The sequence below is a fragment of the Streptomyces sp. NPDC015220 genome (assembly GCF_043079345.1).
In the GTDB taxonomy this organism is placed as follows: Bacteria; Actinomycetota; Actinomycetes; order Streptomycetales; family Streptomycetaceae; genus Streptomyces.
The window spans coordinates 143,522-164,173 of record NZ_JBIBUK010000014.1; the positions used below are offsets into that span (position 1 = coordinate 143,522).

The following is a 20,652-nucleotide window of genomic DNA, read 5'->3' on the forward strand; positions in this document are numbered from 1 at the left end:
ACATGGACAGTGGGGCACGAACGCCGCGACGGGGAGATCTCCTGCCGGAAGGGAGCCGGGCGTCCGGGGAAGGCTGGAGCAGGCGCCGGTTCGTCGGGGCGGTGACGGGAGCCGTCGCGGTGGCGGGCGTCCCGGCGCCGGCCGCGCCGCGCTCCGCGCCGGGGGCCGGCGTCCCGGCCGCCCCCGAGGCGGCCGGGAGCGGCCGGCAGCCGGCCCGCGGGCCGTCCGGCCCGCGTCCGCTGTACCTGGGGACCTACACCTCCGTGGCGGGCGGCGGCTCGGGCATCGGCCTGGCGGTCTACGACCCCGCCTCCGGCGCCGTCACCGGCCGGGGCACCCTGACCGGCGTCGCCGACCCCTCCTACCTCGCCCTGCACCCCGACGGCCGCACGCTGTACGCGGTCGACGAGGGCCGGGAGGGGGCGGTGACCGCCGTGCGACTGGCCGACCGCAGGGTGCTGGGCACCCGGAGCACCGGCGGCGCGGGACCCTGCCACCTGTCGGTGCATCCCGGCGGGCGCTGGCTGCTGACGGCCAACTACCAGTCCGGCAGCGTCGCCGTGCATCCGATCGACCGGTCGGGCGGGCTCGGCGAGCGCACCGCCCTGGTGACGCACTCCAGCCCGCCGCCCGGCCCGGGACAACAGGGCCCGCACGCGCACCAGTTCGTCACCGGACCGGACGGCGGCCACGTCCTGGCCGTCGACCTGGGCACCGACACGGTCTACACCTACCGTCTGGACACGCGCGCCGGCGGGCTCACCGAGGTCTCCCGGGCGCGGGCGCGGCCCGGCGCCGGCCCCCGCCACCTGACCTTCCACCCCGGCGGCCGGCACGCCTACCTGGCCAACGAGGTCGACGACACGGTCACGGTCTGCGCCTACGACCCGCGGACCGGCCGGCTGAGCATCGGCGAGCCGCAGGGGACGGGTTCGGGCCCGGGCACCAACTATCCGGCGCAGATCCTGGTGACGGCCGACGGCCGGTTCGCCTACCTCGCCAACCGGGGCCACAACTCCCTGGCGCGCTACGCCGTGGAGGCGGACGGGGCACGACTGAGGCTCCTCGACACGGTGCCGGTCGCCGGCGACTTCCCGCGCCAGATCGCCTTCTCCCCGGACGGCGCGCTGCTGTTCGCGGCCAACCAGCGGTCGGGCACGGTCAGCGTCTTCCGCGTGGACCGCGCGACCGGCGCGCTGCGCCTGACGGGTGAGCCGTTCGCCTCACCCGTCGCCGTCTGTGCGCTGCCGCTGTAGGGCCCGGCGGCAGGAGACGGTGCCCGCCCGGGCCAGCAGGACGCGCATGCGTTCGACGAGCTCGGCGACGTCGTCGGCGGGCGCGTGGAACGGCAGTCGCACGTCGCCGTCGGTGCGGGCGCGCTCGAAGCTCAGCGTCAGTCCGTGCCGGTCCGGGGCGAGCGGCCGGACGCGCACCGCGCCGTGCGGGCTGTCCGGCCCGACGAGCCGGGTGAGCCGTTCCACCGCGTCCGGGTGGGCGTCGGCGAGGTGGGTGAGCAGCCTGGCCTCGGCCAGGGCCAGTGGGTCGGGGGACGCGGCGGCGAGGTCGCCGGGGTCGATCGCGACCGCGACGGGCGGCTGCCGCAGCAGCACGCGCGAGGGCCGGAACTCCAGGTGGTCCCCGGCGCGGGTGAACCGCCCGGCGAGCCGGAGCCGGGCACGGATCCGGCCACGCACGGGGACGGGCGCGACATCGGCGAACTCCAGCACGGCGGGAGCGCACGCCGGGCGGGCCGGGTGTACGCGTGGGCCCGTCGCCGCTCAGGACCCAAGGACGCCCAGCAGCGCCCGTACGCACAGCTCGCGCACCTGATCGCGGGTCAGGTCCGAGTCGCGCAGCCACTCCAGGCAGACGGCGGTGGTGAAGGCCAGCCAGCCGCGGACGGCCAGCTCCAGGTCGGGGCGGCGGGCGGCGAGCGGGCCGAACTCGGGGTCCTCGGCGAGCGCGGCCAGGATCTGCCGCTCCTGCGCCGCCAGGGCCCGCCGGTAGACGCGGCGCACGGCCTGGTCGCCCGCCGCGTCGGCGCGATGGAAGGCGCGGTAGCCGTGCGCGTGGGCCCGGACGTACTCCAGATAGGCGTCCAGGCCCGCCGCGAGCTGCGCGCGCACCGGCACCCCGGGCACGGCCGCGGTCGTCCGCAGCATGCGCTCGCTCTCGCGTTCGACGACCGCCGCGAAGAAGTCCCGCTTGGTCGGGAAGTAGTGGTAGAGGAGCCCGCGGGAGACACCGGCGATCTCGGCGACCTGCTCGATCCACACGTCGTCGTACGGACTCTCCGAGAACAGCCGCGCCCCGACCGAGAGCAACTGCTCCCTGCGCTGCTCGGTGCTGAGCCGGCGGCGCGTGCGCTGCTCCCCCTGGTTGGCGGCCATGTCCGCACTCTACTTGACGCCGGTTCAACAACGGGACCAGACTGAAACGCGCTATTGAATCCACGTACAACACGTGTGCGACGGGCGGGACACGCACGGCGCGGACCGCCGGTTCGAGGAAGATCGGGGAGATCGCGGCATGGCGCGGACGAGGACCGGAACCGGAGACGGACCGCCGAAGGGATTCCGCAGCGCGGAACTGGGCTGGCCCGAACTGCACCGCATTCCGCACCCGCCGCGCCGGCTGCCCTTCCTCGGCGACGTGCTGGGCGCCGACCGCCGCACCCCGTTGCAGGATTCGATGCGTCACGCCCGCGCGCTCGGCCCCGTCTTCCGGCTCAGGGCGTTCGGCAACGAGTTCGTGTTCGTCTCGGGCGCCCGGCCGGCCGCCGACCTCGCGGACGAGTCACGCTTCGCCAAGCACGTCGGCCTCGGTGTCGCCAACCTGCGGCCGGTCGCCGGGGACGGCCTGTTCACGGCCTACAACCACGAGCCCAACTGGCAGCTGGCGCACGACGTCCTGGCTCCCGGCTTCAGCCGCGAGGCGATGGCGGGCTACCACCTGATGATGCTGGACGTGGCCGGGCGGCTGACCGGCCACTGGGACCGCGAGCTGGCCGCGGGCCGCACGGTGGACGTGCCCGGCGACATGACCAGGCTGACCCTGGAGACCATCGCGCGGACCGGTTTCGGACACGACTTCGGCTCCTTCGAACGCTCCCGCCCGCACCCCTTCGTCACCGCGATGGTCGGCACGCTCTCCTACGCTCAGCGGCTGAACGGCGTCCCAGCCCCGCTGGCCCCCTTCCTGCTGCGCGCCGCGAGCCGCCGCAACGCGGCCGACATCGCCCACCTCAACCGCACCGTCGACGACCTCGTGCGGGCCCGCCGCGCCGGAGCCGGCGGCGACGGGGACCTGCTCGACCGGATGCTCGAGACCTCCCACCCGGAGACCGGCGAGCGGCTGTCCCCGCAGAACGTCCGGCGCCAGGTGATCACCTTCCTGGTCGCGGGCCACGAGACCACCTCCGGAGCGCTGTCCTTCGCCCTGCACTACCTCGCCCGGCACCCCGAGATCGCGGCCCGCGCCCGTGCCGAGGTGGACCGGGTCTGGGGCGACGCGGCCACGCCCGGCTACGAACAGGTGGCCAGACTCCGCTACGTGCGCCGGGTGCTGGACGAGTCGCTGCGACTGTGGCCGACCGCGCCCGCCTTCGCCCGCGAGGCCCGCCGGGACACCGTGCTGGCGGGGGAACATCCGATGCTCCGGGGCGCCTGGGCCCTGGTGCTCACGCCGATGCTGCACCGCGACCCGGAGGTGTGGGGGGCGGACGCCGAGCGGTTCGACCCGGACCGGTTCGACGCCCGGGCGGTACGGGCCCGGCCCCCACACGTCTTCAAGCCGTTCGGCACCGGGGCCCGGGCCTGCATCGGCCGACAGTTCGCGCTGCACGAGGCGACGCTCGTCCTCGGCCTGCTGCTGCGCCGCTACGAGCTCCACGCCGATCCGGGCTACCGGCTGAGGATCACCGAGCGGCTGACCCTCATGCCGGAGGGCCTGCGGCTGCGGCTGGAGCGGCGGACCCCCACCGCTCCCGCCGCGTCCGTGAGCGTCCCGGAGGACGCCGGCTCAGCCGCGCGCTGTCCAGTGCGCCGGGCGGGCGACTGACTTGGGCAGCCGGGTGCCGGCGCTGCCCCGGGCCGCGTTGAGCTGTGGCTGGGTCAGGAAGAACGCCCCGGTCAGATCGGCGTCCGTGAGGTTCGCGTCCCTCAGGTCGGCGCCGATCAGGTCCGCGCCGCGCAGATCGGCGCCGGTGAGGTCGGCGGCGATCAGGTAGGCGCCGCGCAGACTGGCACCGCGCAGGTCGGCGCCCTTCAGCCGGGCGCCGATCAGGTCCGCGCCCCGCCGGTCCTTCCTCCTGCCCCTGCCGCCCGGAGTACCTGCCCGGGCCAGCTCGCTGGTGCGCAGCAGCAGCACGTTCACCTCCTGCCGGTGCGCGCCGACGTCCAGCGCGGCCAGCTCCTCCGGCGGCAGCAGGGTCAGTTGCTCGGTCCGGTCCAACGCCCGGCGCAGCTCGGCGTGGACGGGGCGGGCCGCCGGCAGGGTGAGCGCCTCGCTCAGGTACCAGAGCAGTTCGTGCAACTGCCGCACCAGCGGGAAGACCTCGAACATCCGGCGGGCCCGCTCGCCGGGCGCGCCCCGCCAGTCCTGGCCGCCGAAGGTGACCTGCGAGACCTTCTGCCCCGCGCCGAAGCAGTCGTAGACCGTGCAGCCGGTGAAGCCCTTCTGCCTGAGCCTCGCGTGGATGCCGCACCGGTGGTCGTCCCGGAGGTTCGGGCAGGGCTTTCCGGCGGGCTTGTCGAGCGCGAAGTCCGCGGAGGCGGCGAACGGCAGGGCGACGCAGCACAGCCCGAAGCAGCTGCCGCAGTCACCGCGCAGTTCGGACCCGGCCGGCCGGCCGGCTGACTGATCTGACATGACGTCCACCTTACTGACCTGCGCCGCCCTTCCCCGCGCCGCCGGGTCGGCGCGGGGAAGGGCGGTGCCGGCCGCGCACCGGTCCCCGGCCGTTCACTCCGCCGTGACGGCTGCCAGGTCCAGGCGCTCCAGCCGGTCGGGGTCGGACAGGATGTACATGTGGGTGATCCGGCCGTCGGCGACGGTGACGGCCATGACCGAGGCCGGTCCGCCCGCGGGCACGTTGGCCAGGCCGATCGCGCCGTTGACCAGGACCAGGCGCGCGGTCCCCGCGAACCGGGAGAAGGTGAGCGCCTGCGCGGCCACCGTCCTCGCGCCGTGCACCACCTTGGAGGCCGCGGCGCCCCGAGCGAGCGCGCCGGCGTCGACGCGCAGCACCACGTCCGGGTGGAGGACGGCGACCAGTGCCTCGAAGTCACCGCCGCGCGAGGCGGCGAGGAAGGCCTCCAGCACCTCCTTCTGCCGTCCGAGGTCCGCCTCGGACGACGGGGTGGCGCCCTGGACCCGGCGCCGGGCGCGGCTGGCGAGCTGCCGGGTCGCGGCCGAGGTGCGCCGCACGACCGGTGCGATCTCGTCGAACGGAATGGCGAACAGGTCGTGCAGCACGAACGCCAGCCGCTCGTCCGGGGCCAGCGTCTCCAGGACCACCAGCAGGGCGACCCCCACCGAGTCCGCCTGGAGGACCTCCTCCTCGGGGTCGACCCGCGTCAGCGGCCGCACGACGGGGTCCGGGACGAAGGTCTCCTCCATCGGCTGCTCGCGGCGCGTGGCGCGCGTGCGCAGCAGGTCGAGGCAGACCCGGCCGGTCACGGTGGTCAGCCAGCCGCCCAGGTTCTCGATGGCGTCGGCGTCCGTCCTGGTCAGTTTCAGCCAGGTCTCCTGGACGGCGTCCTCGGCCTCAGCCGGCGAGCCGAGCATGCGGTAGGCCACCGCCCGCAGTCGCCCGCGGTGCTCCTCGAAGCGCCGTGCCAGTGCTTCCTGTCCGTTGGCGCCGGTCATCCGGTCCCCCGCCCCCTCATGCGTGGCCCCCCGTCGATCGTGATCACCCTAGTGCCACGGCAGCGGTCGGGCGGTTCGAGGGCCGCGGCCGGTTCTCCGCGGGGCCGGCTCCCCGGCGCCCGCGGGCTGGGGCCGGGCGCGTGGTCCGCCGGCTTCTCGTCGGTCGACGGCCCGACCCGGGTGCGTGCCGAAGCGGGGAGCGCACCGCCCGCCGCGGCCCGGGGTACGGGCCGGCGGCCGTCAGACCTCGTCGCGGACGAGGGCGAGGAGCCGGTCCAGCACCCGGGGGCCGCCGGCCCGGACGCCGTCGTGCTCGAACTCGTCGGTGACCCAGGTACGCAGACCGCGGATCGCACGGGCCGTGGCGAGGGCGTGCCCGGTGTCGACGTACATGTCGTCGTGGTAGACGGCCGCGGCGACCGGGACGTCGTTGGCGGCGAGCCGGGCGGGGTCGTACAGCGGCCGCCAGTCGGTGCGTGCGGCGAGGAGTTCGGCGGTCTCGCGCAGCGGGCGCAGCGTGGGGTCGCACTCGAACATCCAGGGGTGCACGGACTCGCCGGTGAACAGCAGCGGGGTGTCGCGCGTGATCGCGTCGGCCGCGTCGAAGCGCGGGAACTCGGCACGGACCCGTTCCGCCGACCAGGCGGTGGGACGGGTGTCCTGGCCGTAGATCGCCTCGTGGACGAGGGCGTACAGCGGGTGCCCGGCGTACGACAGCAGGGCCTGGGCCTCCTCCTGGAACGCGTCGGACAGCTCCGGGCCCCGCGGGGTGGGGACGAAGGCGTGTTCGAGGAGGAAGTGGAGGCGGTGGCTGCCGTCACCGCTGCCGAGCATGCGGCCGAGCGACTGGAACGCCTCGGCGGTCAGGCGGTAGCCGTTGGGGAGCACCACCTCGTGGGTGAGGAGGTGCTCGGCGATCCGGCGGGCGCGCTCGACGTCCTGCGGGTAGCGGGCGTAGTGGGCGGCGACCTTGCGTTCGACGCGCGGGTAGGCGGCCCGGTAGACGTCGTCGGCGTGGGCGTCCAGCGCGGGCAGGCCACCGGTGATCAGGGCGGCGGCCAGGCCCTCGGGGTGCGTGGAGAGGTAGGTGACGGTGCAGAAGCCGCCGAAGCTCTGGCCCAGGACGGTCCAGGGGGCGCCGCCGGTCAGCCGGGGCCGGATCGCCTCGCAGTCGCGGACGATCGAGTCCGCGCGGAAGCGGGCGAGGTAGTCGGCCTGGTCGGCCGGGCCGCCGCGCAGCGGGAGGGTCTGGCGGTTGGCGGGCGTGGAGTGGCCGGTGCCGCGCTGGTCCAGGAGCAGGACGCGGTACTCCTCCAGGGCCCTGCCGAGCCATGCCTGCCTGCCGATGAAGCGGTTGGCCCCGAAACCGGGTCCGCCCTGGAGGTAGAGCAGCCAGGGCAGGTCCTGGTCCGCCTTGTCGCCGGCCACCGCCTCACGCGCGTAGAGCTCGATCGTCCCGGCCGCCGGGTCGTCGTGGTCGAGCGGCACGGTGAAGGTGCGGTCGGTGAGGACGACGCCGGGCTGGCGGTAACTGACGGACAACGGATCTCCCGGGGCGGAAGGGGACGGCGGCGCTCCAGTTGAGCACATCCGCGCGCGCCGTCCGGGCCCGGGGCCGCCGGGCCGGCCGTACGGTCAGCGGGCGGGCCGCGTACGCCGCCCCGTCCCGGCGGCGGGGTCGGTTCGGGCCGCTCGGAGCCCGGGCTCTCCTTCCGGCACGCCACGAGCCGGATCCCCCTTCGCTCCCGGGGCCTGACTAGGCTTCATCCGTCCGACGACCGATCACGAGGAGCCGCGATGCGTGTCGCCCTGTTCCTGACCTGCGTCAACGACACGCTCTACCCCGACACCGGGCGCGCCGTGGTGAAGCTGCTGACCAGGCTGGGCGTGGAGGTGGACTTCCCGATGGCCCAGACGTGCTGCGGGCAGGCCCACTACAACACCGGGTACCGGCACGAGACCGAGCCGCTGGCCCGGCACTTCTCCGAGGTGTTCCGGGACTACGAGGCGGTCGTGACGCCCTCCGGGTCGTGCGGGGCCATGGTGCGCGAGCTGTACCCGCGCATCGGCGAGCGGGCGCGGGACGAGGGGCGCGGGGACACCCTCGCCCGTGTGCTGGCACCGGTGGTGCCGAAGACGTACGAGCTGACGGAGTTCCTGGTCGATGTGCTGGGCGTGACGGACGTGGGGGCGTACTACCCGCACACGGTCACCTACCACCCGACCTGTCACGGGCTGCGCGTCCTCGGCCTCGGGGACCGGCCGCGACGGCTGCTGCGGGCGGTGGAGGGCCTGGAGCTGGTCGAGCTGCCCGGCGCGGACGAGTGCTGCGGCTTCGGCGGCACCTTCGCGGTGAAGAACCCCGACGTCTCCGCGGCGATGGGCGCCGACAAGGTGCGCAACGCGGAGTCGACCGGCGCCGAGGTGCTGTGCACGGCCGACAACTCCTGTCTGATGCACATCGGCGGGACCATGAGCCGGCTGCGTACCCGCATGCGGCCGGTGCACATCGCGGAGATCCTGGCGAGCACCGAGGAGGACCCGACGGCATGAGCGCCACCTACCTGGGAATGCCCGGGCCCGCCCCGTCCGCCGGCACGGCGTTCCCGGCCTTCCCGCAGGCCGCGCGCGCGGCCGTGCGCGACGCGACCCTGCGCGGCAATCTGCGGCACGCCACGCACACCATCCGCGCCAAGCGGGCCCGGGCGGTGGCGGAGCTGTCCGACTGGGCGGCGCTGCGCGAGGCGGGCCGGCGGATCAAGGACCACACGCTCCGTCACCTCGACCACTACCTGATGCGGGTGGAGGAGGCGGTCACGGCGGCAGGCGGCACCGTCCACTGGGCGGTCGACGCCGACGAGGCCAACCGGATCGTGGCGGACCTGGTGAAGCGGACCGGGGAGCGCGAGGTCGTCAAGGTCAAGTCGATGGCCACCCAGGAGATCGGGCTCAACGAGGCTCTGGAGGCGGAGGGCATCCGCGCCTACGAGACCGATCTGGCCGAGCTGATCGTGCAGCTCGGCGAGGACCGGCCCTCGCACATCCTGGTGCCCGCCATCCACCGCAACCGCGGGGAGATCCGGGACATCTTCCGTTCCGAGATGGGCGCGTGGGGCCGCCCGGCCCCCGAGCAACTGACCGACTCGCCGGCCGAACTCGCCGAGGCCGCCCGGCTGCACCTGCGGGAGAAGTTCCTGCGCGCCAAGGTCGGCGTCTCCGGCGCCAACTTCGTCGTGGCCGAGACCGGCACCCTGGTGGTCGTGGAGTCCGAGGGCAACGGGCGGATGTGCCTGACCCTGCCGGAGACGCTGATCTCGGTCGTGGGCATCGAGAAGATCGTCCCGACCTGGCAGGACCTGGAGGTGTTCCTCCAGACCCTCCCCCGCTCCTCGACGGCCGAGCGGATGAACCCGTACACCTCCATGTGGACCGGCACGACCGACCAGGACGGACCGCGCGACTTCCACCTGGTGCTCCTGGACAACGGCCGTACCGACACGCTCGCCGACCGGGTCGGCCGCCAGGCGCTGCGCTGCATCCGCTGCTCGGCCTGTCTCAACGTCTGCCCGGTCTACGAGCGGGCGGGCGGGCACGCGTACGGCTCGGTCTACCCGGGACCGATCGGAGCGATCCTCAGCCCCCAGCTGCGCGGCACCGGCAGCGCGATCGACGCCTCGCTGCCCTACGCGTCCTCGCTGTGCGGCGCCTGCTACGAGGTGTGCCCGGTCGCCATCGACATCCCCGAGGTGCTGGTGCACCTGCGCGAGCGGGTCGCACAGGGCGGCGAGGTGACGCGGGACGGCAACAAGGTGGTGCTGAGGCCGGCGAAGGGCCACGCCGCCGAGCGTGCGGCGATGCGCGCGGCCCGCTGGGCGTTCGGCCGGCCGGGCGCCCTGCGCGGCGGGCAGCGTCTGGCCTCCCGCACCCGGCGCCTCCACCCGCGCACGCTGCCCGGACCGGGCAGGGCGTGGACGGGGGCGCGGGACCTGCCCGCGGTGCCCGCGGAGCCGTTCCGGGACTGGTGGCAGCGTACGCACGGGGCCGAGGAGGACGTGAAGTGAGCAGCAGGGACCGGATCCTGGGCCGGGTGCGGCGCGCGCTGGCCGACGTACCCGCCGACGACCCGCCGTACGAGCGGGCGGTCCCCCGTGACTACCTGCGGCAGCACGGTGGGCGGAGCGCCGAGGAGACGGTGGAGCTGCTGGCCGAGAACCTGGTGGACTACCGGGCGGTGGTGCACCGCGGCGACCTCCGGGCTCTGCCCGCGCTCATCGCCCACCTGCTCGGCGAACGGGGCTCGACGAGCGTCCTGGTGCCACCGGGCCTGGACGCCGGCTGGCTGGCGGCGACGTCGGTCGAGCGGATCGAGGACCGGCCGCGGAGCACACCGCTCGAACTGGACCGGGTGGACAGCGTGGTCACCGGCTGCGCGGTCGCGATCGCCGAGACGGGCACGATCGTCCTCGACGGCTCCCCCGACCAGGGCAGCCGCCGGATCACCCTGATCCCCGACCACCACATCTGCGTCGTGCGCGTCCCCGGCCAGGTGGTGTCCTCCGTACCGCAGGCACTCGCCCGGCTCACCCCGCAGCGCCCGCTGACCTGGATCTCCGGCCCCTCCGCGACCAGCGACATCGAACTGGACCGGGTGGAGGGGGTGCACGGGCCGCGCACCCTGGAGGTGGTGCTGGTGAGCGGCGGCTGAGCGGCGCCGTTAGCGTGAGGGGATGATCCGGTTCGAGCAGGTCACCAAGTGCTACCCGGACGGGACCACGGCCGTGGACGGCCTCAGCTTCGAGGTGTCCGAGGGCGAGCTCGTCACCCTGGTGGGGCCGTCCGGCTGCGGCAAGACGACCACCGTGATGATGGTCAACCGGCTCGTCGAACCGACCTCGGGCCGGATCCTCGTGGGCGGCGAGGACGTGGCGGCGGTCGATCCGGTGCGGCTGCGCCGCCGCATCGGTTACGTCATCCAGCAGGTCGGCCTCTTCCCGCACCGCACGGTCCTCGACAACACCGCCGCGGTACCGGCGCTGCTCGGCTGGGGACGGTCGAGGGCGCGGGCGCGCGCGGCCGAACTGCTGGACCTGGTGGGGCTGGACCCGAAGACGTACGGCTCGCGCTATCCGCGGCAGTTGTCGGGCGGCCAGCGGCAGCGGGTCGGGGTGGCGCGGGCGCTGGCGGCGGACCCACCGGTGCTGCTGATGGACGAGCCGTTCGGGGCCGTGGACCCGGTGGTGCGCGAGCAGTTGCAGGAGGAGTTCCTGCGCATGCAGGCCGCCGTGCGCAAGACGGTGCTGCTGGTCACCCACGACATCGAGGAGGCGGTGCGGCTCGGTGACCGCATCGCGGTGTACGGGCAGGGGCGGATCGAGCAACTGGACACGCCCCGGGCGGTGCTGGGCAGCCCGGCGACCCCCTATGTCGCCGGTTTCGTGGGCGCCGACCGGGGCCTGAAGCGGCTGTCGGTGACCACCATCGAACCGGAGGACCTGGAGGAGCCGCCCGTCGTCCGTCTCGACGAGCCGGCCGGGCGGGCCGCCGGCCGGCTGCGCGCGGCGGGGGCCCGCTGGGCGGTGGTCCTGGACGCCTCCGGCGATCCGCACGGCTGGGTGGGACTGGAGGCGCTCGCGGCGGGCGGCGCCGTCGGCGACCTGGCACACCGGATGCAGGCGTGGGTGCCGGTCGGCGCGCCGCTGAAGCAGGCGTTCGGGGTGATGCTCCAGCACGACGCCGGCTGGGTCGCCGTGCTGGACGGGACCCGGTTCCTCGGTGTGCTGACCCCGGCGAAGCTGCACGAGGCGCTGCGCCGCTCGGTGGACGCGGAGGCGCTCGGGGTGCCGCGCGGGCAGGTCGGCTTCGACTCGGTGGCCGACGCCTGACGGGCGGCGGCGGGCGCGGCGGCTCTCACGGCAGCAGCCCCTTCTCCTCCAGGTAGCGTCGCGCCACGTCGGACGGCAGCCTGCGCCAGCTGTCGACCTGTCGGTTCATCGACATCAGGTCCGCCGTCGTCAGGACGCCGTTGAGCCGGTCCAGCGCCCGGGTGACCCCGGGGCCGCCCGCGCGGGCGCGGTTGACGACGGGGACGACGTGGTCGGCGTTCTGCAGGTGCTTGTCGTCGGCGAGGAGGACGAGGCCGAAGGCGTCGAGGGTGGCGTCCGTGGTGGTGGTCAGCACCATCTGGTCCCGGCCGCTGCGCACGGCCTGTTTCGCCTGGGTGGTGCCGACGCCCTTGGGGTCGATCCCGGTGATGTCGATGCCGTAGGTCTTCCGCAGCCCCGGTCCGCAGTACGGCCGTCGTACGCACTCGTCGCCGGCGGCGAGACGCACCTTCAGCCCGGAGGCGCCGAGGTCGCCGAGGGTCTTCAGGCGGTGCCGGCGTGCGTAGGCCCCGCTGACCGCGAAGGCGTTCTGGTCGACGGCCCGGCCGGGGGCCAGGACGGCCAGGCCGCGGGGCTCGGCGAGGCGGCGCAGGGCGGTCATGGTGGCGGCGAGGTCGGGCGAGCCCACCGGGGGCGCGCCCGCGCCGTGTGCCTTGGCGTTCAGCCAGTCGGCGAAGGTGGCGGCGTACTCGGCGACGACGTCGATCCGGCCGGACTCCAGGGCGGGTTCGTACAGTTCGCGGTTGGCGACGGTGATGACGGACGTCCTGTGTCCGGCCCGGTTCAGCAGGAGCGCGTACATCTGGGCGAGCAGGTCGCTCTCGGTGAAGCCGGCCGATCCCACGGTCAGGCGCCGGCTGTCGCCGGGCGGGGCGGTGACCTGGCCCCGGTGCTCCAGGGACGGGCCGGTGACACAGGCGGTGAGGGCGAGCAGCGGGACGACGAGGAGCGCTCTCACCGGGTGCCTCCTCTCGTCCGCCTCACCGTGTGCCGCCTCTCGTCCCCCGCGCCGGCGCCAGTCGTTCGACGGCCTCGAAGGCGGCCTCGACCAGCAGGGCGAACGCGGCGACGAGGACGGCGCCGGCCACCACCTGCGGTGTGCTCGCCAGGTTGAAGCCGGCCGTGATGATCCGCCCCAGCCCTCCCCCGCCGGCCAGCGCCGCGATGGTGGCGGTGGCGACGAGCTGGACGGCGGCGGTCCGCACCCCGTTCAGCACCATCGGAAGCGCGAGGGGCAGTTCCACCCGGCACAGCAGCTGCCGCCCGGTCATGCCCATCCCGCGCGCCGCCCGGACGACGTCCCGGTCGACTTCCCGCATGCCGACGTAGGCGTTGGCGAGCAGGGGCGGCACGGCGAACAGCACCAGGGCCACGACCGTGGGTCCCTCGCCCCACCGGCCTACCGGGGTGAGGAGCAGCAGCACCAGGACGGCGAAGGTGGGGACGGCCCGGCCGGCGTTGGAGAGGTTGACGGCGAGGGCCCCGCCCCTGCCGAGGTGGCCGAGCGCGAGCGCGACCGGCAGGGCGATCAGACAGCTGACGGCGAGGCAGACGACGGTGAGGACGAGGTGCTCCAGCAGCCGGTGTGCGATGCCGTCGTCGCCCGCCCAGTGGGAGGGGTCGGTGAGCCAGGCCCAGGCGCCGGCCGGCGTCGTCATGCGCGGCCGCCCTGGCCGGTCGTCCGGGTGGCGGGACACGGCCCGGTCCGGGAGATCGGGCGCTGCCTGGTCGGGACGGCCGGGCACGACCTCCACCGGCCGATCGGGCGCTGCCTGGTCGGGACGGCCGGGCACGACCTCCTCCGGGCGATCGGGCGCTGCCTGGTCCGAGCAGCCGGGTGCTGGATCCTCAGGAAGGCCGGGCAGGGCCTCGCCCGGGCGGCGGGGTACGGTCTCGCCCCGGCGGCGGGATACGGTCTCGCCCCGGCGGTCATGTGCGGCCCTCTCGGGTCCAGGGCGTGAGCAGGCGCTGCACGCCCAGCAGGAGCAGGTCGGCGGCGACGGCGATCACCACGCACAGCACGGACGCGGTGAGCACCTGGGCCTTGAAGTAGGTGTTCATACCGGCGTAGATGAGGTTGCCGAGGCCGCCGTAGCCGACGATCGCGCCGACCGTCACCAGGGAGATCGCGGAGACGGCGGCGATGCGCAGCCCGGCCATCGCGGCGGGCACCGCGAGCGGCAGTTCGACGGTGAGCAGCGTGCGGACCGGGCCGTAGCCCAGGCCGCGAGCCGCCTGGCGGGTCTCCTCGGGGACGGCGCGCAGCCCGGCGAGGATGTTGCGGACCAGCAGGGTCAGCGAGTACAGCGCGAGTCCGGCCACCACGAGGGTCGCCGAGAGCCCGTACAGGGGAAGGAGCAGGGAGAACATCGCCAGGGACGGGATCGTGTAGAGCACGGTCGTGAGGGCCAGCACGGGGCCGGCCGTCCAGCGCAGGCGGCGGGCGAGCAGGGCCAGCGGGACGGCGAGCAGGAGACCGATCAGCACGGACAGGCCGGACAGCCGTAGGTGCTGGAGCACCGCGTCCAGCAGGATGTGGCGGCGGGTGCTCAGATAGGCCCCGCAGATCCACTCGTTGCGGGCGAGGCAGTCGTCGGGGGGCGCCGTCACGCCCTCCATTCCACCGGCGGGTCGCCGGGCCGGCGCGTTGTGGTGACCCGTCCGGGCGGTGTGCGCGGCCGTCCGGCCGGCCGTGTGGGCGGTGTGGCGCCGCCGAGGACGGAGTCGGGAGCGTCGTGGGCGAGCCCGCCGCCGGCCGGCCCTCCTCGGCGTCCGCGTGCGCCGGCCCTCCCCCGTGACAGAGTGCTGAACAAGCGCTTAGATAGGTCATCGGACAGATACGGAGAACCGGACCGGACGCAGAGAACCGGATACGGATCAGCCCGACCCGCGCTGGAGGCCCTGTTGTTCACGTCCGTCGACGATGTCTCCGCCCGCCTCGCCGAGGCCGGATACCTCGCCTCGCCCGCGATCGCCACGACCGTCTTCCTCGCCGCGCGGCTCGGCAAGCCGCTGCTGGTCGAGGGACCGGCCGGGGTCGGCAAGACGGAACTGGCCAAGGCGGTGGCCGAGGTCTGTGGGGCCCGGCTGGTGCGGTTGCAGTGCTACGAGGGAGTGGACGAGGCCCGGGCACTGTACGAGTGGAACCACGCCAAGCAGTTGCTGCGCATCAGCGCCGGCCGCGGCGAGACATGGGACGAGACCCGCACCGACATCTTCGGCGAGGAGTTCCTGCTGGCCCGCCCGCTGCTGACCGCGATCCGCGGCGACGAGCCGAAGGTGCTGCTGATCGACGAGACCGACAAGGCCGACGTCGAGGTGGAGGGGCTGCTCCTGGAAGTGCTCGGCGACTTCCAGGTGACGGTCCCCGAGCTGGGCACGATCACCGCGACCCGCCGCCCGTTCGTCGTGCTCACCTCCAACGCCACCCGCGAGCTGTCGGAGGCCCTGCGCCGACGGTGCCTCTTCCTGCACATCGGCTTCCCCGAGGAGGAGCTGGAGCGCCGCATCGTGCGCCTGAAGGTGCCGGGGCTGGACGAGGCGCTGGCCGCCTCCGTGGTGCGGGTCGTCGGCGCGCTGCGCGCCATGGACCTGCGCAAGGCGCCCTCGGTCGCCGAGACCGTCGACTGGGCGCGCACGCTGCTCGCGCTGGGCGCCGACACCCTCGACGAGGGGCTCGTCCACGACACCCTGGGCGTCCTGCTCAAGCACCAGGAGGACGTGCTCAAGGCGGCCGCCAAACTCGAACTGGACGCCGGGTGAGCGCCCCCGCGCCGACCGGCGCCGGGGTGCCGGAGCGGCTGACGGGACTCGTCGGCGCCCTGCGCGCGCACGGCGTCCGGATCGGCACCGGCGAGACCGTGGACGCCGCCCGGGCCGTCGAGGCGCTCGGGCTGGCCGACCGGGAGCTGCTGCGCGAGGGGCTGGCCGCCACGCTGCTGCACGGCAGCGCGCAACGTCCGGTGTTCGACCCGGTCTTCGACCTGTACTTCCCGCGCGGCGTCGGCGGCCCCGAGGGGGAGGCGGCCGGGCGGGAGGAGCTGCGCGACCGGCTCGCCCAGGCGCTCGCCACGGACGACACCGCGCTGCTCGGGCGGTTGGCGGCCGAGGCGGTCGACAGTCTCGGCGGGTACGGGAGTTCGCCGGGGTCGGGCGGCTGGTCGGCGCACCAGACACTGGACCGGCTGCGGCCGCAGACGCTGCTCGCCCCGGTGCGGGCGAGCGTCCGGGCGCGCGGCGGGACGGACTCCTTCGCCGATCGTCTGCTGGACGAGGAGATCCGGCGCCGTATCGAGGCGTTCCGCCGGCAGGTCGGCGCCGAGGCACGGCGCAGGGTCGCCGAGCGGCGCGGGCGGGAGGAGATCGCGCGCCGGGCGGTGCGGCCGAGCGCGGACCGGGTCGACTTCCTGTACGCGGGGCGGGACCGGCTCGCCGAGCTGCGCCGGACCGTGGGGCCGCTGGCCCGGAAGCTGGCGACCCGGCTGGCCGCGCGCCGCCGCCGGGCCGCCCGGGGCACGATCGATCTGCGCCGCACGCTGCGCGGCTCGCTGTCGACCGGCGGCGTGCCGGTCGAGCCGGTGCTGCGCCGGCGCCGCCCGGTCCGTCCCGAGATCGTGCTGCTGTGCGACGTGTCGGGCTCGGTCTCGGGCTTCTCCGACTTCACCATGCTGCTGGTGCAGGCGCTGCACGACCAGTTCAGCAAGGTGCGGGTGTTCGCCTTCGTCAACCGGATCGACGAGGTGACCGGGCTGCTGCGGCACGGCACGGCGGACCCGGAGGGCCTGGGCGCGCGGATCCGGGCCGAGGCGCGGCTGACCGGCTGGCACGGCAGCAGTGACTACGGCGTCGCGCTGGGCGAGTTCGCCCAGCGGTACGGCGACGCGGCCGGCCCGCGCGCGACCGTGTTCGTCCTCGGTGACGCGCGCACCAACATGAGCGACCCGAACCTGCCGGCCCTGCGGGAGATCGCCGGGCGGGCGCGCCGCCTGTACTGGCTGAACCCCGAGCCCCGCGCCCAGTGGGGCACGGGCGACTCGGCCGCCCCCGACTACGCCGCCCTGGTGGAGATGCACGAGTGCCGCAACGCCCGTCAGCTCGGGGAGATCGTCTCCCGGCTGCTGCCGGTGTGAGGCCCGGCCCCGGGCCGGGGCGGCCCGGCCGGGCGTGAGGGGCGCCGGGCGGCCCCCGGCCGCGGTGACCGGCCGCGGGCGCACGGGCCTGGCGCACGGACCTCGGACGGGGGGCGCGCGGCGGCCGGCTCGGCCCGGGCCCGTGCTACGCGTCGGGCGGCGCGGCCGGGTCGAGGGGGTCGTCGACGATGCCCCGGTCCGCCCGGACGTCGTCGTAGGCGCCCACCGCCATCTCGCCCGCCGCCTCCGTCAGGGCGCGCAGGGCGGGGACGAGCGCCTCCCGTTCCTCCGCGGGCAGCCGCTGCACCAGTGTGCGGATCTCCGACCGGCGGTGCTTCAGCACGCGGCTGACCAGCTCGTGGCCGGCCGCGGTCAGACTGAGCACGACCTCGCGCCGGTTGGCGGGATTGGTCCTGCGGTCGACCAGGTCCAGCGCCTCGAGCCGGCCCACCATGCGCAGCGCGGTGGACGGGTTGACGCCGAGGGTGGCGGCCAGGGCGACGAGCTTGACCGGTCCGCAGGTGTCCAGGACGACCAGCGCCCGTAGCTGGGGCAGGGTCAGCGAGTCGTCGGTGTCGGCGAGGGCTCGGGCGGAGATCGCCACGAACAGCCGGGAGGCGGTCATCACGGCGATGCTGAGCTCCTCGGCCTCTCGGTCGAGCGCCCGCTGCGCGGACCGGGCGCCGGAAGGGGCGCGGCCTCGATCGGTGTGGCGGCGTGCCATGGTGTCCCCCTTCCGCGACTCCGCCGGACGGGCGGAGGCGATCACGCGCGGAGCATCATCGCAGAGGACGACGGCGCCCGGCAGGGCGTGGGCGGGGGCCGCCGTCCGGCCGGTCGCGCGCTCCGGCCTCCGCGACGCCCCCGGTCGCCGGCCGCGGTCGTCCGGGGCTCCTCACCCGGCGTTCGCGCGGGCGCGCCGGCCGAGCACGGTCCTGGCCGTGACGGCCGCGCCGGCGCCGAGGGCGAGCGCGGAGGCGACGGCGGCGGGGTGGCGGGCGAGGGCCGCCTCGAAGGAGCGGCCGTGCGCCGAGCCGTCGAAGATGCCGTGGGCGCCGTGGTCGGCGCCGCCCGGCCCGTCCACGGGCTCGAAGAGGTTGCTCTCGCCGGTGGGCGGCCGCAGGTCGGTCTGCTGGGAGCCGAAGCCGGTGCGGGCCAGGTAGCGGTCGAGCAGTGCCGGGAACAGCCGGTTGGCCCAGAGCGTCGCCACGGTGGTGGCGCCGATGTAGTACTGCTTGCGGCCCGGGTGGTCGGCGGCGTGCACGACGCCGCGCGCCGCGACCTCCGGCTGGTAGATCGGCGGGACGGGCTGCGGGTGCCTGTCCAGCCGGCTGGTCACCCAGGAGAACTGCGGGGTGTTGACGGCGGGCATCTGGGCGACGGTCACCCGTACGCCGCTGCCGCGGTGCAGCAGTTCGGTGCGCAGGGACGAGGTGAAGCCGTTGATGGCGTGCTTGGCACCGCAGTAGACGGACTGCAGGGGCACCGACCGCTCCCCCAGCGCCGAGCCCACCTGCACGATCGTGCCGCGGTCGCGCGGCAGCATCCGTTTCAGCGCGGCCCTGGTGCCGTTGACGAAGCCGAGGTACGTCACCTCGGTCGCCCGCCGGTACTCCTCGGGGGTGATCTCGTCGAACGGTGCGAACACGGTGCTGAACGCGCAGTTGATCCATACGTCCACGGGCCCGAACTCCCGCTCGGCGGCCGAGGCGGCGGCCTCCACCTGGTCCGGGTCGGCGACGTCGGCCATGTGCACGAGGGGCCGGCCGCCGAGCGACTCGACCTCCTTGGCGGCCTCGTCCAGGCCGGTCCGGCCGCGGGCGACCAGGACGACGTTGGCGCCGCGCCTGCCGTACAGGCGTGCGGTGGCGCGGCCGATGCCGGCGCTGGCGCCGGTGATGACGACGGTCTGGGGCATGGGTGACTCCTCACTCGGCGGTGGCCGCCGGCGGCCGCGGGCCCTGGGCGAGGCGGGCCGCGGTCTCCAGCAGCAGGGCGTGGACGAAGGCCTGCGGGAGGTTGCCGCGCAGCTGGCGCTGGGCGATGTCGAACTCCTCCGCGTACAGTCCCGAAGCCCCGCAGGCCCCGCGGTTGCGTTCGAACCAGCGGAGCGCCTCGGCCTCGTTGCCCTGCTGGTGCTCGGCCAGCGCCATGACGAACCCGCACAGCAGGAAGGCGCCCTCGGCCTCTTCCAGGGGACGGTCGTCGTGGCGGAACCGGTAGATGAAGTGGTCCTCGGTCAGCTGCTCGCGGCAGGCGGCGAGGGTGGCCCGGGTGCGCGGGTCGCCGGCGGGCAGCGCGCCGCGCAGGGACGGCAGCAGCAGCGCGGCGTCGACCTTGGGGTCGTCGGGGGCGCGCTGCCAGTGGCCGTCCGCGTGCACGGCGGCGGCGGAGGTGTCGGCGAGCAGTGTGTCGGCGAGGCGGACGCAGGTGTCGGCGAGCGGCCGGCGCGGCGCCGCGCCGGCCAGGGCGCGCAGTCCGGCGGCGCAGGTGAGCCGGCTGTGCGTCCACTGCCTGGGTTCCAGTTCCCAGATGCCGGCGTCCGGTTCCCGCCATCGCTCGGCGACGGCCCGCACGGCGAGGTCGGCGGCCTTCTGGCCCTCGGCGTCCAGCCGGCCCTGGCGCTCGGCCGCGGCGAACAGCAGCAGCGCCTCGCCGAAGCAGTCGAGCTGGAACTGCTTCTCCACGTGGTTGCCGATCCGGCTGGACCCGCCCGGGTAGCCGGGCAGGTCGAGCTCCCGCTGCTCGGGCACGGGCTTGCCGTGCACGGTGTAGGCGGGGGCGAGGTGCGGGCCGTCGGACAGCAGCCGCTCGCCGACGAAGCGGACGGCGGCGTCGAGGAGCTCGGGGGCGTCCACGGCGGCCGCGGCCTGCCCCGCGTAGCTCTGGTCCCGGATCCACACGTACCGGTAGTCGTAGTTGCGGCCGGCCTCGGCCCGTTCGGGCAGGCTGGTGGTGGCGGCGGCCACCATGCCGCCGCCGTGGGTGGTCAGGCCGCGCAGCAGGACGTAGGCGCGCCGGGCGTCGCCCGGGGCGATGGTGCGCTCCATCGAGGGCACGCCCTGCCGCCAGGCCCGCTCGGTGGCGGCCCAGAGCTGTCCGGCCCGGGGCAGGGTGTGCGGCAGCGGCGCGTCGGAGCACTCCAGGACCAGGTCGTGGCACTCTCCGGGACTCAGCACCAGGTCGGCGGTCAGGCCCTCCGCGCGGGCGGTCGCCGACGGCGCACCCTGCCAGCGCAGGCGGTGGTGGCCGGTGTTGATGTGCCAGACGCCCTCGTCGTCGCGGTGCGGGGAGCCCGGCGGGGTGCGGCCGTAGTCGGCGTGCGGGTCGAGTACGACCCGCACGTGGGCGGTGCCGTCGACGGCCTTCAGCCGCCGCAGCAGGACCAGGCGGTCCGCCCGGCCGGGGAAGGCGAGCGTCTCGCGGCACTCGACGACCCCGTCGGTGGTGATCCAGCGGCTGCGCCAGATCAGGGTGCCCTCCTCGTAGTAGCCGCCGGGTACGTAGCGGCCGCGCGGGGTCACGGCGTAGACGCCCCGGCCGCCGATGAGGGAGGCGAGGACGGCGTCGTCGTGCCAGGTGGGCGCGCACAGCCAGTTGATGGCGCCGTCCGGCCCGATCAGCGCGCCGCGTTCCCCGTCGGCCAGCAGCGCGTAGTCGTGCAGCGCGTGCGGCGGGAAGGACGTGCTGCCGCTCATGTCCGTACCGCCCCGCCGTCCGTCCCGGGGCGGTCCGCGGCGGGGGCGGGCACGTCGGTGTCCGCCCGCCGCCGG

Annotated in this window: 18 protein-coding genes and 1 pseudogene; 8 read left to right on the top strand and 11 right to left on the bottom strand. The window is 75.1% G+C overall.

The genetic code is table 11. The features are described from left to right. Positions 1-101 precede the first annotated feature (101 nt). Complete coding sequence (locus ACF061_RS25590; RefSeq protein WP_392269301.1) at positions 102-1,256, top strand: lactonase family protein; 1,155 nt, start codon at positions 102-104, stop codon at positions 1,254-1,256. Here the strand turns inward: ACF061_RS25590 and ACF061_RS25595 are convergent. Together ACF061_RS25595 and ACF061_RS25600 are read right to left on the bottom strand one after the other, a co-directional pair. After that, positions 1,224-1,751, bottom strand: a pseudogene (locus ACF061_RS25595) (DUF2470 domain-containing protein); the annotation flags it as partial. The gene ACF061_RS25590 and the pseudogene ACF061_RS25595 overlap by 33 nt on opposite strands. A gap of 27 nt (positions 1,752-1,778) precedes the next feature. Next, complete coding sequence (locus ACF061_RS25600) at positions 1,779-2,390, bottom strand: TetR/AcrR family transcriptional regulator (protein ID WP_392269302.1); 612 nt, start codon at positions 2,388-2,390, stop codon at positions 1,779-1,781. Positions 2,391-2,529: 139 nt separating this feature from the next. On the opposite strand from ACF061_RS25600, the gene ACF061_RS25605 reads away from it, so the two are divergent. Beyond that, entirely contained in the window at positions 2,530-4,059 is a 1,530-nt protein-coding gene (locus ACF061_RS25605; protein WP_392269303.1) for a cytochrome P450, read from the top strand. Here the strand turns inward: ACF061_RS25605 and ACF061_RS25610 are convergent. From ACF061_RS25610 to ACF061_RS25620, 3 genes are all read right to left on the bottom strand, one after another. Then, positions 4,021-4,869, bottom strand: coding sequence for a pentapeptide repeat-containing protein (locus tag ACF061_RS25610; RefSeq protein ID WP_392269304.1), 849 nt, complete (start codon positions 4,867-4,869; stop codon positions 4,021-4,023). The genes ACF061_RS25605 and ACF061_RS25610 overlap by 39 nt on opposite strands. 93 nt (positions 4,870-4,962) lie before the next feature. Continuing rightward, entirely contained in the window at positions 4,963-5,868 is a 906-nt protein-coding gene (gene sigJ / locus ACF061_RS25615; protein WP_392269305.1) for an RNA polymerase sigma factor SigJ, read from the bottom strand. Positions 5,869-6,108: 240 nt separating this feature from the next. Then, a complete protein-coding gene (locus ACF061_RS25620; RefSeq protein WP_392269306.1) occupies positions 6,109-7,410 on the bottom strand; it encodes an alpha/beta fold hydrolase in 1,302 nt (433 codons plus the stop codon). A 255-nt stretch (positions 7,411-7,665) separates the two neighbouring features. Between ACF061_RS25620 and ACF061_RS25625 the strand changes: the two genes are divergently transcribed. Genes ACF061_RS25625 through ACF061_RS25640 form a run of 4 tightly spaced genes read left to right on the top strand, consistent with a single transcriptional unit; the run spans position 7,666 to position 11,750 of the window. Next, the gene (locus ACF061_RS25625) at positions 7,666-8,421 is read left to right on the top strand and encodes a (Fe-S)-binding protein (protein ID WP_392269307.1); all 756 of its coding nucleotides are present in this window, start codon (positions 7,666-7,668) and stop codon (positions 8,419-8,421) included. Next, positions 8,418-9,929 (top strand): LutB/LldF family L-lactate oxidation iron-sulfur protein, encoded by a 1,512-nt coding sequence (locus ACF061_RS25630; RefSeq protein ID WP_392269308.1) that lies wholly within the window; start codon positions 8,418-8,420, stop codon positions 9,927-9,929. Before ACF061_RS25625 ends, ACF061_RS25630 begins: the two co-directional genes overlap by 4 nt. Continuing rightward, a complete protein-coding gene (locus ACF061_RS25635; RefSeq protein ID WP_392269309.1) occupies positions 9,926-10,573 on the top strand; it encodes a lactate utilization protein C in 648 nt (215 codons plus the stop codon). Before ACF061_RS25630 ends, ACF061_RS25635 begins: the two co-directional genes overlap by 4 nt. A 22-nt stretch (positions 10,574-10,595) precedes the next feature. Next, the gene (locus ACF061_RS25640) at positions 10,596-11,750 is read left to right on the top strand and encodes an ABC transporter ATP-binding protein (protein WP_392269310.1); all 1,155 of its coding nucleotides are present in this window, start codon (positions 10,596-10,598) and stop codon (positions 11,748-11,750) included. A 25-nt stretch (positions 11,751-11,775) separates the two neighbouring features. Here ACF061_RS25640 and ACF061_RS25645 read toward each other — a convergent pair whose 3' ends face one another. The 3 genes from ACF061_RS25645 to ACF061_RS25655 form a co-directional block, all read right to left on the bottom strand. Continuing rightward, the gene (locus ACF061_RS25645) at positions 11,776-12,708 is read right to left on the bottom strand and encodes an ABC transporter substrate-binding protein (protein WP_392269311.1); all 933 of its coding nucleotides are present in this window, start codon (positions 12,706-12,708) and stop codon (positions 11,776-11,778) included. 22 nt (positions 12,709-12,730) lie between these two features. Next, positions 12,731-13,408 carry an ABC transporter permease gene (locus tag ACF061_RS25650; protein ID WP_392269312.1) on the bottom strand — a complete coding sequence of 226 codons (678 nt, stop codon included), beginning with the start codon at positions 13,406-13,408 and terminating at the stop codon, positions 12,731-12,733. Positions 13,409-13,679: 271 nt separating this feature from the next. Further along, positions 13,680-14,360, bottom strand: a complete 681-nt coding sequence (locus ACF061_RS25655) for an ABC transporter permease (protein WP_392269313.1) — start codon at positions 14,358-14,360, stop codon at positions 13,680-13,682. A gap of 294 nt (positions 14,361-14,654) precedes the next feature. Here ACF061_RS25655 and ACF061_RS25660 point away from each other — a divergent pair, with 294 nt between their 5' ends. After that, entirely contained in the window at positions 14,655-15,512 is an 858-nt protein-coding gene (locus tag ACF061_RS25660) for an AAA family ATPase (protein WP_392269314.1), read from the top strand. Then, positions 15,509-16,879 carry a VWA domain-containing protein gene (locus tag ACF061_RS25665; protein WP_392269315.1) on the top strand — a complete coding sequence of 457 codons (1,371 nt, stop codon included), beginning with the start codon at positions 15,509-15,511 and terminating at the stop codon, positions 16,877-16,879. Before ACF061_RS25660 ends, ACF061_RS25665 begins: the two co-directional genes overlap by 4 nt. 145 nt (positions 16,880-17,024) lie before the next feature. Here the strand turns inward: ACF061_RS25665 and ACF061_RS25670 are convergent, their stop codons facing one another. The 3 genes from ACF061_RS25670 to ACF061_RS25680 form a co-directional block, all read right to left on the bottom strand. Then, positions 17,025-17,603 (bottom strand): MarR family winged helix-turn-helix transcriptional regulator, encoded by a 579-nt coding sequence (locus ACF061_RS25670; protein WP_392269316.1) that lies wholly within the window; start codon positions 17,601-17,603, stop codon positions 17,025-17,027. Between the two features lie 171 nt (positions 17,604-17,774). Further along, on the bottom strand, positions 17,775-18,797 hold the full coding sequence (locus tag ACF061_RS25675) for an SDR family oxidoreductase (RefSeq protein WP_392269317.1): 1,023 nt from the start codon (positions 18,795-18,797) through the stop codon (positions 17,775-17,777). Positions 18,798-18,807: 10 nt separating this feature from the next. Beyond that, on the bottom strand, positions 18,808-20,577 hold the full coding sequence (locus ACF061_RS25680) for a glycoside hydrolase family 15 protein (RefSeq protein ID WP_392269318.1): 1,770 nt from the start codon (positions 20,575-20,577) through the stop codon (positions 18,808-18,810). Positions 20,578-20,652: the final 75 nt, after the last annotated feature.